Below are 12,457 nucleotides of genomic sequence, written 5' to 3'. Positions count from 1 at the left end.
ACAGTTGTTTGAAACATACGTTTACGCCTAAACCTTGTCAAGCGCAGCGCACGCGCCGTTCATCGTCAAGCACTCTACAACGCCCACGCGAACACCGCAGCCATGGCACAGAGCACGCTTTTTAGCAGATGAAGTTTAGTTGAGCGCTAGGCAGAGGCGGGGATTGAAAGGGAATCAAGGTGCGACGTTGCACACCGATCAGGCAGAAATCAGGCGTGGGTGTCGATCAAGGTGCCGAGCACTTCGTCAGAAGCTTTAGCCACTTTTACACCCAGCTCGGACTGGATTTTAGCCAGAGAAAGCTCCACCGCGCTGCCCGCCAAGTCAGTTTGCTGACTGCGATCAACCGAATGCAGGCGCTCGACTTGCTGGTTCGACGATTGACTCTTTGCGGAAGAATCACCGGTACTGGTGGATACGCTGCTGGATGAGTCGCTGGAGACACTGGCGTCGGCAATCTGTGTAGCCGCGTGGTCAAGGCGCGCGAGCCCGGCCTGAATCAGGGTAACCCCGGACACAAAAGCACTGTTGCTGGAAATTTGCATGGCATGAACCTCAGTTCATATAACGAACACGAGTCATTGAAGCAGACCAAGCCGCAAAAGACCCGACAAAAAGACTAATGGCAATTGGCCGGGTGATAGTTAGAACAGACAGCCACCTTAGAGCCCGCGTGTTGGCGAGAGGCTGGATGACTGTGCAGTTCACTGTGTGGGACCGAATTTATTCGGGAAGCGGTAGACCTGACACACCGAGTCAACCCATTCGCGAATGAATTCACTCCCACAGATTCTTGAACAATGCACACGTTTCTGTAAGAGCTGCCGAAGGCTGCGATAGGTCCGAAGGACTTTCGCCAACAAGTTGGCTCTCTTATCAAACTAGTTTTTAGTCTTTTTAAAACAATGGGTTGGCGCTGGGGTTGGCGTATATATCCGGCCTTTGTGGTTGCTGAGCTTATGGTTTCGCTTTTACAGCGAGTCACCTTTTTCAAACGTCGGAGCGCCGAACCGCAAAAAGGTAACCCAAAACGCTCGCCCCACCATGCGGGCCCTCGCTTAGGCTCGGTCTTCCCTCACTCCGGCGTCGCTCCGGGGGTCGCCGTGAGCGGCCGTCCCTGGCCGCGCACGGCTTACTCGGCATCCTTGCCTCGTTACCCCCTGCGCAACACCTGCGTTCGGCCGCATGGTTTCACGGGGCCTCTTTCCGCAATTCGTTATTCAATTCACTGGCGATCTACAGGGAGGCGGCCATCTGTAGATAACCACTTGTTGGCGAAGGTCCTTCGGCCCTTGTCGCAGCCTTCGGCAGCGTCTACAAATGTGTGCATTGCGCGAAAAACCGTGGGACCGAATTTATTCGGGAAGGCTTCAGTCCTGACACGCTGCAACCTCAAACCACACAAAGTGCCAACCAGTTTGCTGCGCGACAGCGCGGCTGTCGAAGACGTGGCGGACCCTCCTACAGAGTCGTGCCACGACAACGCTTACTAATCCAACAACTCCAAATGCAGAAACTCCGCCACTGCTTCCGCCGTCGGTTTCTTCAATCGTGGCACCCGGCCCAAACAGGGCGCGGGCAGGCGTTCGGCCAAGGTGGCAAGATTCTCTTCCAGACGCGACGTCTTGCCGTCAATGATGTTGGCCACCCACCCCGCCAACTGCAAACCGTCCCGGGCGATGGCTTCGGCGGTCAGCAGCGCATGGTTGATGCAGCCCAAACGGACACCAACCACCAGAATCACCGGCAGTTGCAACGCCACCGCAAGGTCGGACAGGTTGGCCTGGTCAGCCAGCGGTACTCGCCAGCCTCCAGCACCTTCGATCAGGGTGAAGTCCGCGCTTTTATTCAGCACGTTGCGCATGGGTTCAAGTAGCGATTGAACGGTCAGCGCGACACCCGCTTCTCGCGCAGCAAGGTGCGGGGCAATGGCGGGTTCAAACGCTATTGGATTGACTTCGTTGTACGTCAGCTTCACCGAACACTCCGCCATCAGCGCCAACGCGTCGCTGTTGCGCAAGCCATCCGGTCCGGCAACGCAGTCGGAAGCGACTGGTTTACCCGCCGCCGTGCTTAAGCCGGCCTGTCGGGCCGCATGCAGCAGCCCGACTGCAATTGTGGTCTTGCCGACGTCCGTATCGGTGCCCGTGATGAAGTAAGAACTGCTCATCTCAGTGCCTGCCCTTCATGGTTTTTCCAACACCGCGTAGACCACTTGGTAAGTGGCCGGCAGCCCTTCGCTATGGCGAAACCGTTCGTAAGCGTCGATCAGCCCCATTATGCGCGCACGACCGGTCAAACCGCCGGGCCGGCCAGGATTTAGGTTGTGTGCGCCCAAGGCTTTTAATTCATGGGTCAGGCTGCGGACATCCGGGTAATGCAGCACATGGGGCTGCACGTCGAGACTGCGAACCCGCAACCCACTGGCGGCACAAAGCTGGCGGTAATCGTCGAATTGACGGAAGCGATTGACGTGGACCATTCCGTCTACCGCCTGCCAACTCTCGCGCAATTCATACAACGTACCGACGCATAAACTGGCAAACACCATCACGCCGCCCGGTTCCAATACACGCCGCGCTTCGCTGAGCACCGCGCCGAAATTTTCACACCACTGGACCGCCAAGCTGGAAAAAATCACTCCGCAAGAGTGGTCTGCCAGCGGTATTTGCTCGGCATCGCCCGTTACAAAATGCTGGGCACCACCCAAAGGACGCGCATGGCGCAGCATGCCTTCGGCGATATCCAGGGCAACGCCTACGCTCCCGTCGAACGTTTGCGCCAGAATGCGGCTGAAATAACCCGTGCCGCTGCCAAGGTCTAACCAGCGCGACGGTTTCAATTCAGCGGGCAAACGTGCCAGCAGTTCGCTTCCGACCGCGCGTTGTAACTCGGCCACGCTGTCGTAACTGGCGGCGGCGCGGGAAAAAGACGCCGCTACCTGACGCTTGTCGGGCAACGCGCCGGTCTCGACGCTGGTTTTTTTGAAGAAGGACAAATCAGTCATCACCGGACTCGTGTAAAAACGCCTGGATTGCCGCAGCAACACCGTGTGGGTTTTCCAGAATGAACGCGTGGCTGGCCTGTTCGATCAAGCCGATTTCCACATCGGGCAGCACACTCAGTAGATCGCTTGCAGCCTCGGCCGGCACCAGCGCATCAAGCCCCGCAAACAGATGCAGTTGGGGCCCGCGATAGGCTTGCAGCGCTTTACGGGTATCGAGTTGTGCCAACAATTTCAAGCCATGCAGCAGCGCGTCGGGCGAAGTGTGCGGTGCGGCAGCGTTTAACAACCGGGCCAAACCACGAGGGTCTTCGGCGCCTTGAACGCACAGCAGGCTGAAACGTTTTAGTGTGCCCTGCGGATCAACCGAGCACCCGGCGAGAAACGCATCGAATGCCTCGGGCGACATCGCATGGGGCCAGTCGCTACGAGAAACGAAGGAGCTGTTACTGGCGAACGTCAGCAGACCACAGCAACGATCGGCACGACGCGCGGCCAGTTCCGTCGCCAACATCCCACCTAAAGACCAGCCCCCGAGCCAAGCATTGTCGGGCAATGTGGCATCGAGTTCATCAAGCACTTCGCTCAGCTCGATGTCGCCGAAAGCCGACAATTGGACATCGGGCAACGGTTCGATTTCTACCCGCAAATGCTCGTCGAGACCGCGCAACGCAGCGGCCAACGGCTCTAACGGTGAGATCCCTAAACCCCAGCCTGGTAGCAAAATCAGACGATCACGCATGGTCCGCTTCCACCAATTCGTGTTCACCGAGCAGCGGATAACACTGCGCCAATGCATTCAACAATAGCTGCACTTGCGCTTCGCTGTGGGCGGCGGACAAGGTGACACGTAAACGCGCACCGCCGGCAGGGACGGTTGGCGGGCGAATAGCGGTCACCAGCAGGCCACGATCACGCAACATCTGCGACAGGCGTAAAGCGCGTCCACTGTCACCGATAAGGATTGGCTGAATCGGCGTGAAGCTGTCCACCAGTTGCAGACCGATCTGTTGGGCTCCTTGGCGGAACTGCTGAATCAGACGTTGCAGGTGCTCGCGACGCCAATGTTCGCTGCGCAGAATTTCAAGGCTTTTTAGCGTGGCGCAGGCCAGCGCAGGCGGTTGGCTAGTAGTGTAAATGTAGGGCCGGGCGAACTGGATCAGGGTTTCGATCAGCTCTTCGCTGCCCGCGACGAAAGCGCCCGCCGTGCCAAAGGCTTTACCCAGCGTGCCGACCAATACCGGTACGTCTTCTATGCTCAAGCCAAAATGCTCGACAGCCCCGGCGCCGTTGGCGCCCAGCGGGCCAAATCCGTGGGCGTCATCCACCATCAGCCAGGCGCCTTTAGCTTTTGCCGCCTGGGCCAGCGCTGGCAGGTTAGCCAAATCGCCGTCCATGCTAAACACGCCATCGGTGACCACCAACGTATTGCCGCTGGCCTTCTCTAAACGTGAGTCGAGGCTGTTGGCGTCGTTGTGCAGATAGCGAGAAAACCGTGCGCCGCTGAGCAAACCAGCGTCCAGTAAAGAAGCATGATTTAGTCGGTCTTCGATGACCGAATCACCCTTCCCGACCAGCGCCGTGACCGCACCAAGGTTGGCCATGTAGCCGTTGGAAAACAGCAACGCACGAGGACGACCGGTCAAGTCGGCCAAGGCCTCTTCAAGTTCGTGGTGCGGGCTGCTGTGGCCGATCACCAAGTGCGAAGCGCCGCCGCCCACACCCCAGCGATCCGCGCCGGCTTGCCACGCGGCAATGACTTCAGGGTGATTGGCCAAGCCGAGGTAGTCGTTGTTACAGAACGCCAACAGCGGCTGACCATCGACCACCACTTCAGGGCCTTGGGGGCTTTGCAGCAATGGACGATGACGGTAAAGCTGTTCAGCGCGACGAACAGCCAGACGCGTGCGGAGATCGAAAGACATGCAGGCCTCATGGGTGTTTGGGTAGCGTTCCTGTAGGAGCCAACGTGTTGGCGAAGGCCTTGCGCGGCGTATCAGACACGCCGCCTCGCCAACGTTGGCTCCTACAGAGGTAAAGGCAAAATCAGACCGCAGTAGCGTCGTAAAACATTTCGCTGCTCTTTTGCTCGATCAACGCCTGCTCGATAGCGGCCTGATGCACTTCGTCTGAATGTTCCACCCCGGCTTCCGGAAGGATGCCCAGACGCGAGAACAGCTGCATGTCCTTGTCGGCTTGTGGGTTGGCAGTGGTCAGCAACTTGTCGCCATAGAAAATTGAATTGGCACCGGCGAAGAACGCCAGCGCTTGCATCTGTTCATTCATCGCTTCGCGGCCAGCGGACAGGCGCACGTGGGACTGCGGCATCATGATGCGCGCCACCGCCAGCATCCGAATGAAGTCGAACGGGTCGATGTCTTCGGCGTTTTCAAGCGGCGTACCGGCCACCTTGACCAACATGTTGATCGGCACCGATTCAGGATGCTCCGCCAGGTTCGCCAGTTGCATCAGCAGCCCGGCACGGTCATCAAGGCTTTCACCCATGCCCAGAATCCCGCCGGAACAGATCTTCATCCCCGACTCACGCACATAGGCCAAGGTCTGCAGACGCTCGCTATAGGTGCGGGTGGTAATGATGCTGCCGTAGAACTCTGGCGAGGTGTCGAGGTTGTGGTTGTAGTAATCCAACCCTGCGGTGGCCAGTGCGGCGGTTTGATCCTGATCGAGACGCCCCAAGGTCATGCAGGTTTCAAGGCCCATGGCTTTAACGCCTTTCACCATTTCCAGCACATACGGCATGTCTTTGGCAGACGGATGCTTCCAGGCCGCGCCCATGCAGAAACGCGTGGAGCCGATGGATTTAGCGCGTGCGGCCTCTTCCAGGACTTTCTGCACTTCCAGTAGCTTCTCTTTCTCCAGCCCGGTGTTGTAGTGGCCGGACTGCGGGCAGTATTTGCAATCTTCCGGGCAGGCCCCGGTTTTGATCGAGAGCAGCGTCGACACCTGAACCCGGTTGGCGTCGAAATGAGCGCGGTGCACGGTCTGCGCCTGAAACAACAGGTCATTGAATGGCTGCACAAACAGCGCTCTGACCTCGGCTAAAGTCCAGTCGTGACGCAGGGTGGCGGTGATGCTGGCGCTCATTGGGCGGCTCCTTGTTTGTTCTTGGCTTGAGCGACTGAGCGCGGATAAAACACACGGTCATTCGGACTACACGGATGTTCGGCATATTTAAGGAAGAGCCATGCGCTGTCAACCACAGAGCACTCATCAGGTTTACATCTGGTTAAAAAACAAACAAACATGTTTATTGTGCGACGAGACCACAGACGCGTTATTTCCTATCTGTACCGGCTGTGAAACTGACCTGCCTTGGCTTGGAGACAGCTGTGAACGTTGTGCGCTGCCTATGCCAATGGCAGGCCTGACGTGCGGTCAATGCCAACGACAGCCGCCTGCGTTCAGCGAAGTCGTGGTGCCGTGGGGTTACGACTTCCCCATCGACAGCCTGGTCACACGCTTTAAACATCAAGCCAAATGGCCCATGGGTCGGCTGCTTGCGCAGTTGCTCGGGCAAGCTCTGCAACACCGCTTTGCTGAGGGCCTTGCGCGCCCGGATTGTCTGCTGCCGGTGCCGCTTGCGAGTAAACGACTACGGCAGCGAGGTTATAACCAAGCCGAGATGCTGACCCGCTGGCTAGGCACGCAACTGGACTTGGCATCCGACGAGCGTTTGTTGCTTCGGGTACTGGAAACCCCAGCGCAGCAAGGATTGGACGCCAAAGCCCGTCAAAGCAATTTGCGCAAAGCGTTTGCCATCAGTCCCGGAGCACAGATAAAGGGCAAACATTTTGCGGTGGTGGACGATGTGTTAACCACCGGCGCAACGGTGAACACCCTGTCGCGCTTGCTCATGGACGGGGGAGCAAGGCGGGTGGATATTTATTGCCTCGCGCGAACGCCAAAGCCTCAGGACTGATGCATGGCCAAGTCCCAACCTGTTTGCGGGGCTGACTTCTTCGCCAACACGTTGGCTCCTGCAGCCTCGGGCAAATCAGCGAATGTGTCAGGCGCAGCCTCATTGCGCTAACATATCGGGCCCGACGCGGCAGCCTGCTGCGCGCAGGAGTAAGCATGGCCCACCCGTTTGCAACACTCACGCCTGACTTGGTGCTCGATGCTGTCGAAAGCATTGGCTTTCTCAGCGACGCCCGCATCCTTGCGCTCAACAGTTACGAAAACCGTGTGTATCAAGTCGGCATCGAAGACGGCGAGCCGCTGATCGCCAAGTTCTACCGGCCGCAACGCTGGACCAATGAAGCCATTCTCGAAGAACACAGCTTCACCTTTGAGCTGGCTGAAGTTGATGTGCCAGTGGTTGCCCCCCTCGTACACAACGGCGAAACCCTGCACGAACATGCCGGCTTTCGTTTCACCTTGTTCCCACGCCGTGGCGGTCGGGCGCCAGAGCCGGGTAATCTGGATCAACTGTATCGCCTCGGGCAACTGCTCGGTCGCCTGCATGCGGTAGGCGCCACCAAGCCGTTTGAGCACCGCCAAGTGCTTGGTGTTAAAAATTTCGGCCACGACTCATTGGCCTTTCTGCTGGAAAACAACTGTATTCCGCGCAGTTTGTTGCCGGCGTATGAGTCAGTCGCCCGCGACTTGCTCAAGCGCGTCGAAGACGTTTACGCCGCCACGCCGCATAAAAATATCCGCATGCACGGCGACTGCCACCCCGGCAACATGATGGCCCGGGATGAAATGTTCCACATCGTCGACCTTGATGACTGCCGCATGGGTCCTGCGGCCCAAGACATTTGGATGATGCTCGCCGGTGATCGTCAGGAATGCTTGAGCCAGTTGTCCGAGTTGATGGACGGCTACAGCGAATTCCACGACTTCAATCCCCGCGAACTGGCGTTGATCGAACCGCTGCGCGCCCTACGCCTGATGCACTACAGCGCATGGCTCGCCCGGCGCTGGGACGACCCGGCCTTCCCGCACAGCTTTCCGTGGTTCGGTACCGAGCGTTACTGGGGCGATCAAGTGCTGGCATTGCGCGAACAATTGTCGGCACTCAACGAAGAACCACTAAAGCTGTTTTAGCCCTCGACCCAAGCGCCGCAGCCTCTGAGCAACGGCGCTCGCTTAAAGAAACTTCGCCTGATCATTCGCTGCGTAAGGAACATGCATGCACGCCGTTAACCCGCGTCGCGGGTACATTCTTGGCCTCACCGCCTACATCACTTGGGGCTTGTTCCCGCTCTATTTCAAAGCCATCGCCGCCGTCCCGTCAGTGGAGATTATTGTCCATCGGGTGCTGTGGTCAGCGTTGTGCGGCTCGTTGCTGCTGATGGTGTGGAAACATCCCGGTTGGTGGCGTGAGCTGCGCGACAACCCAGGTCGTTTGGCCATCCTCACGTTGAGCGGAAGCCTGATCGCAATCAACTGGCTGACCTACGTGTGGGCGGTGAATAACGGGCGGATGCTTGAGGCCAGTCTCGGCTACTACATCAACCCGCTGGTCAATGTGTTGCTGGGCATGCTGCTGTTGCGCGAACGCTTGCGTCCCTTGCAGTGGATGGCAGTAGGTCTGGCGGCGGTGGGCGTTGCCCAGCAAGTGTGGCAAGTCGGTAGTCTGCCGTGGGTTTCGCTGGTGCTGGCGTTGAGTTTTGCCTTCTACGGGCTGATCCGTAAACAGGCGCCGGTCGCCGCATTGCCGGGGTTGGTGGTGGAAACCTGGTTGTTGGTGCCACTGGCCATGGGCTGGATGTTGTTCAACCCGGCGGCCGCCAGCGCGCAAGCCAGCTTTTGGACCACCTCCGAAGCCTGGTGGTTGGCCGCTGCCGGGCCGATAACGGTCATGCCGCTGATTTGCTTCAACGCTGCCGCGCGGCATTTGCCTTACACCACACTGGGCTTCCTGCAATACGTAGCCCCCACGTTGGTATTGGCGTTAGCCGTGATGGTTTACGGTGAACAACTTTCGAGCACCACGTTGCTCGCGTTTGCGTTTATTTGGGCGGGATTGGCGGTCTACAGCGTCGATATCTGGCTGAGGTCTCGACGAAGCGCGCTACAGAATAACTGATCAAAAAACGCACAACTTGCTGTAAGCCACGTCGCCCGTGGCTTATAGCAATCTCTCCAGAGGTTATCCACAGCCTCGTTCAACCTATTTGTGCACAACCTATTGAAACTGTTGGTTTTTTGATCGTTTGCCGGCGAGCCTTTACCCACATGGCCCGCAGCACTGTCTCCCCAGGTTATCCACAGGCAGGTGCAGGTATAACGTGGATAACCTTTTCTGCTTGAGCGCGCTTGTCCGCGATCGGCTGCATAGCAGTCGTCAATCGAACAGCTCAGTTCTTCAGCTGAAATAGCCTCGGCAATTGGGAACGCTTCGCGCTCCATCGCGGGCAAGCGCGCTCCCACAGGTCAAATATCGATGTGCCTAAAAGGCCGCGTCTTTATTCTTCGGTTTTCAGCACCAGCTCTACCATCAGATCGTCTGCCAAGGTTTCCAAGCGCTTTTGCAGCACTTCCAGCGACAACGTCAGCGGCACACCTAGAATCGCTTCGGCATGGAACAGCAACTCGCTGCTCATGGGTGCCGGGCTCACGCTGGTGACCAATCGCTCAAGGTTGACGCCTTGCTCTGCCAACACCCGAGTAATGTCACGGACGATGCCGGGGCGGTCATTACCCACCAACTCCATCGCAATAGGTTTCCAGACGCAGGACTGCTCGATTTCACTTTGAGCGACCAGCACCCGAATGCCGTGAGCGGACAAGGCTTGTAAGGCGTCCAGCATTGCATCGTGGGATTCGGCAGGCACGCCGACTCTGACTACCCCGGCAAATTGCCCAGCTAAACGTGACATCCGGCTTTCCAGCCAATTACCACCATGCCCAGCGATGCACTCGGCGATGCGTTCAACCTGGCCCGGCTGATCCGGGGCAAATACGGTGATGACGAGATGATCCACGGTCAATCCTCTTATTCTGAAGGCGCCCACACGGTGATAGATGCAAACCGCTGGGGGGGTCGGATCAGTATAGGCACGTGGCATACCCAGCAGGGTGAAACTAATCGTGTACCGTTTTAAGAATTATCTGGAACAATCCTCGTTATTTTTGAGAACATCTTGTTCCCCTAGTGACCGGCACTTAATTGTGGGTCGCCCAATGACGTTATTAGCCAGATTTTCACAACCCAATGCTTCATGTAGTATGCCGCAGCGCGCACTACATAACGTTTGATCGATGAAAAGCTAACCGCTGAGCAGAGTGAGGCAAGCAATGACTGAACACTTTCAAGTCGGTGGCCTTCAGGTCGCCAAAGTCCTGTTGGACTTCGTCAATAACGAAGCCATCCCAGGAACCGGCCTTGATGCCGCCACGTTCTGGACCGGCACCGAAAAGCTCATCAACGAGCTTGCGCCGAAGAACAAAGCCCTACTCGCCAAACGTGACGATTTCCAGGCGCAGATCGATGCCTGGCACCAATCCCAAGCAGGCGCTGCCCACAACGCAGCGGCTTATAAAGCCTTCCTGCAAGAAATAGGTTACCTGTTGCCAGAAGCAGCGGATTTCCAGATCACCACGCAAAACGTCGACGATGAAGTTGCCCGCATGGCGGGTCCACAGTTAGTGGTCCCGGTCATGAACGCGCGCTTCGCACTCAACGCCTCCAACGCACGTTGGGGTTCGTTGTACGACGCTTTGTACGGCACCGACGCTATCAGCGAAGCCGATGGCGCGGAAAAAACCAAGGGCTACAACAAAGTTCGCGGCGACAAGGTCATCGCATTCGCCCGCGCCTTCCTCAACGAAGCCGCGCCATTGGCTGCGGGCTCTCACGTCGACTCAACCGGCTATAAGGTGATTGACGGCAAGCTGGTCGTCGCCCTTAAGGGCGGGAGCAATACTGGCCTGGCTGACGACGCGCAATTGATCGGCTTTCATGGCGAAGCGTCGGCGCCCACCGCCCTCCTGCTTAAACACAACGGCCTGCATTTCGAGATCCAGATCGACGCCGACAGCCCCGTCGGCAAGACCGATGCGGCGGGCGTCAAAGACGTGCTGATGGAAGCCGCGCTGACCACCATCATGGACTGCGAAGATTCTATTGCCGCTGTCGATGCTGACGACAAAGTCGTGGTGTACCGCAACTGGCTGGGCCTGATGAAAGGCGACTTGGCCGAGCAAGTATCAAAAGGCGGCGAAACTTTCACCCGCACCATGAACGCCGACCGAACCTACACCACACCCAACGGTGGCGAGGTCAGCCTGCATGGCCGTTCATTGTTGTTCATCCGCAACGTCGGTCACCTGATGACCATCGACGCGATTCTCGACAAGGACGGCAACGAAGTCCCAGAAGGGATTCTCGACGGCTTGCTTACCAGCCTGGCCGCTATCCACAGCCTCAACGGCAAAAGCCAGCGCACCAACAGCCGCACGGGCTCTGTCTATATCGTTAAACCGAAAATGCACGGCCCGCAAGAAGCAGCGTTCACTAACGAGCTGTTTGGTCGCGTTGAAGACGTGCTGAACCTGCCGCGCAACACGCTCAAAGTCGGGATCATGGACGAAGAGCGCCGCACCACGGTCAACCTTAAGGCCTGTATCAAGGCTGCGACTGAGCGCGTGGTGTTCATCAATACCGGTTTCCTTGATCGCACGGGCGATGAAATTCATACGTCCATGGAAGCAGGCCCGGTTGTGCGCAAAGCACAGATGAAAGCCGAGAAGTGGATCAGCGCCTACGAAAACTCAAATGTCGATATCGGCTTGAGCTGCGGCCTGCAAGGCCGTGCGCAAATCGGTAAGGGCATGTGGGCCATGCCTGATCTGATGGCCGCGATGCTTGAGCAGAAAATTGCTCACCCACTGGCGGGTGCAAACACGGCGTGGGTGCCTTCGCCAACGGCTGCTGCGCTGCACGCGTTGCACTATCACAAAGTCGATGTGTTCGCCCGCCAGGCCGAATTAGCCAAACGCGTTCCCGCTTCGGTCGACGACATCCTGACCATTCCGTTGGCGCCGAACACTGACTGGACGCCCGAAGAGATCCAGAACGAACTGGACAACAACGCTCAGGGCATCTTGGGTTACGTGGTGCGCTGGATCGATCAGGGCGTTGGTTGCTCGAAGGTGCCGGACATCAACGACATTGGCCTGATGGAAGACCGCGCAACGCTACGGATTTCCAGCCAACACATCGCCAACTGGTTGCGCCATGGTGTGGTCAACGAAACCCAAGTGGTCGAAAGCCTCAAGCGCATGGCACCGGTAGTCGACCGGCAGAATGCCAACGACCCGCTGTACCGCCCGCTGGCGCCGGATTTCGACAGCAACATTGCGTTCCAGGCGGCGCTTGAATTGGTGATCGAGGGGACTAAACAACCCAACGGCTACACCGAACCCGTGCTGCACCGTCGACGTCGTGAGTTCAAGGCAAAAAACGGGCTGTAGGTAAACGAC

General features: G+C 57.8%; 11 protein-coding genes. 4 read left to right on the top strand and 7 right to left on the bottom strand.

What is annotated here, in order from left to right:
• Positions 1-209 precede the first annotated feature (209 nt).
• The 6 genes from RHM59_RS18780 to bioB all read right to left on the bottom strand — a co-directional run bounded on the left by RHM59_RS18780 (position 210) and on the right by bioB (position 6,109).
• On the bottom strand, positions 210-545 hold the full coding sequence (locus RHM59_RS18780) for a pyrroloquinoline quinone biosynthesis protein PqqE (RefSeq protein ID WP_322285189.1): 336 nt from the start codon (positions 543-545) through the stop codon (positions 210-212).
• A 944-nt stretch (positions 546-1,489) separates the two neighbouring features.
• Positions 1,490-2,170 (bottom strand): dethiobiotin synthase, encoded by a 681-nt coding sequence (gene bioD, locus RHM59_RS18775; RefSeq protein ID WP_322166452.1) that lies wholly within the window; start codon positions 2,168-2,170, stop codon positions 1,490-1,492.
• Positions 2,171-2,185: 15 nt separating this feature from the next.
• Complete coding sequence (gene bioC / locus RHM59_RS18770) at positions 2,186-3,007, bottom strand: malonyl-ACP O-methyltransferase BioC (protein WP_322285188.1); 822 nt, start codon at positions 3,005-3,007, stop codon at positions 2,186-2,188.
• A complete protein-coding gene (locus RHM59_RS18765; RefSeq protein WP_322184680.1) occupies positions 3,000-3,746 on the bottom strand; it encodes an alpha/beta fold hydrolase in 747 nt (248 codons plus the stop codon). The genes bioC and RHM59_RS18765 overlap by 8 nt, the downstream gene beginning before the upstream one ends.
• On the bottom strand, positions 3,739-4,929 hold the full coding sequence (gene bioF / locus RHM59_RS18760) for an 8-amino-7-oxononanoate synthase (RefSeq protein WP_322184678.1): 1,191 nt from the start codon (positions 4,927-4,929) through the stop codon (positions 3,739-3,741). The genes RHM59_RS18765 and bioF overlap by 8 nt, the downstream gene beginning before the upstream one ends.
• A 121-nt stretch (positions 4,930-5,050) precedes the next feature.
• Positions 5,051-6,109 (bottom strand): biotin synthase BioB, encoded by a 1,059-nt coding sequence (gene bioB, locus RHM59_RS18755; protein ID WP_322285187.1) that lies wholly within the window; start codon positions 6,107-6,109, stop codon positions 5,051-5,053.
• A gap of 100 nt (positions 6,110-6,209) precedes the next feature.
• On the opposite strand from bioB, the gene RHM59_RS18750 reads away from it, so the two are divergent.
• The 3 genes from RHM59_RS18750 (at position 6,210) to rarD (ending at position 9,059) form a co-directional block, all read left to right on the top strand.
• A complete protein-coding gene (locus tag RHM59_RS18750; RefSeq protein WP_322285186.1) occupies positions 6,210-6,944 on the top strand; it encodes a ComF family protein in 735 nt (244 codons plus the stop codon).
• Between the two features lie 155 nt (positions 6,945-7,099).
• Positions 7,100-8,074 (top strand): serine/threonine protein kinase, encoded by a 975-nt coding sequence (locus RHM59_RS18745; protein ID WP_322184671.1) that lies wholly within the window; start codon positions 7,100-7,102, stop codon positions 8,072-8,074.
• A gap of 85 nt (positions 8,075-8,159) precedes the next feature.
• Entirely contained in the window at positions 8,160-9,059 is a 900-nt protein-coding gene (gene rarD, locus RHM59_RS18740) for an EamA family transporter RarD (protein WP_322184669.1), read from the top strand.
• 379 nt (positions 9,060-9,438) lie between these two features.
• Here the strand turns inward: rarD and RHM59_RS18735 are convergent, their stop codons facing one another.
• Positions 9,439-9,957 (bottom strand): glycine cleavage system protein R, encoded by a 519-nt coding sequence (locus RHM59_RS18735; RefSeq protein ID WP_322166460.1) that lies wholly within the window; start codon positions 9,955-9,957, stop codon positions 9,439-9,441.
• Between the two features lie 313 nt (positions 9,958-10,270).
• Between RHM59_RS18735 and RHM59_RS18730 the strand changes: the two genes are divergently transcribed.
• A complete protein-coding gene (locus RHM59_RS18730) occupies positions 10,271-12,448 on the top strand; it encodes a malate synthase G (RefSeq protein WP_322285185.1) in 2,178 nt (725 codons plus the stop codon).
• Positions 12,449-12,457: the final 9 nt, after the last annotated feature.

This window comes from Pseudomonas sp. MH10, assembly GCF_034353045.1.
Taxonomy (GTDB): Bacteria; Pseudomonadota; Gammaproteobacteria; order Pseudomonadales; family Pseudomonadaceae; genus Aquipseudomonas.
The sequence above is the reverse complement of the archived record's forward strand: the minus strand, read 5'-3'. Positions and strand labels throughout refer to the sequence as shown.

Coding starts and splice junctions, on each gene's coding strand:
- RHM59_RS18780 (WP_322285189.1), bottom strand. CDS start 545: ATGCAAATTTCCAGCAACAGTGCTTTTGTGTCCGGGGTTACCCTGATT.
- bioD (WP_322166452.1), bottom strand. CDS start 2,170: ATGAGCAGTTCTTACTTCATCACGGGCACCGATACGGACGTCGGCAAG.
- bioC (WP_322285188.1), bottom strand. CDS start 3,007: ATGACTGATTTGTCCTTCTTCAAAAAAACCAGCGTCGAGACCGGCGCG.
- RHM59_RS18765 (WP_322184680.1), bottom strand. CDS start 3,746: ATGCGTGATCGTCTGATTTTGCTACCAGGCTGGGGTTTAGGGATCTCA.
- bioF (WP_322184678.1), bottom strand. CDS start 4,929: ATGTCTTTCGATCTCCGCACGCGTCTGGCTGTTCGTCGCGCTGAACAG.
- bioB (WP_322285187.1), bottom strand. CDS start 6,109: ATGAGCGCCAGCATCACCGCCACCCTGCGTCACGACTGGACTTTAGCC.
- RHM59_RS18750 (WP_322285186.1), top strand. CDS start 6,210: ATGCGCTGTCAACCACAGAGCACTCATCAGGTTTACATCTGGTTAAAA.
- RHM59_RS18745 (WP_322184671.1), top strand. CDS start 7,100: ATGGCCCACCCGTTTGCAACACTCACGCCTGACTTGGTGCTCGATGCT.
- rarD (WP_322184669.1), top strand. CDS start 8,160: ATGCACGCCGTTAACCCGCGTCGCGGGTACATTCTTGGCCTCACCGCC.
- RHM59_RS18730 (WP_322285185.1), top strand. CDS start 10,271: ATGACTGAACACTTTCAAGTCGGTGGCCTTCAGGTCGCCAAAGTCCTG.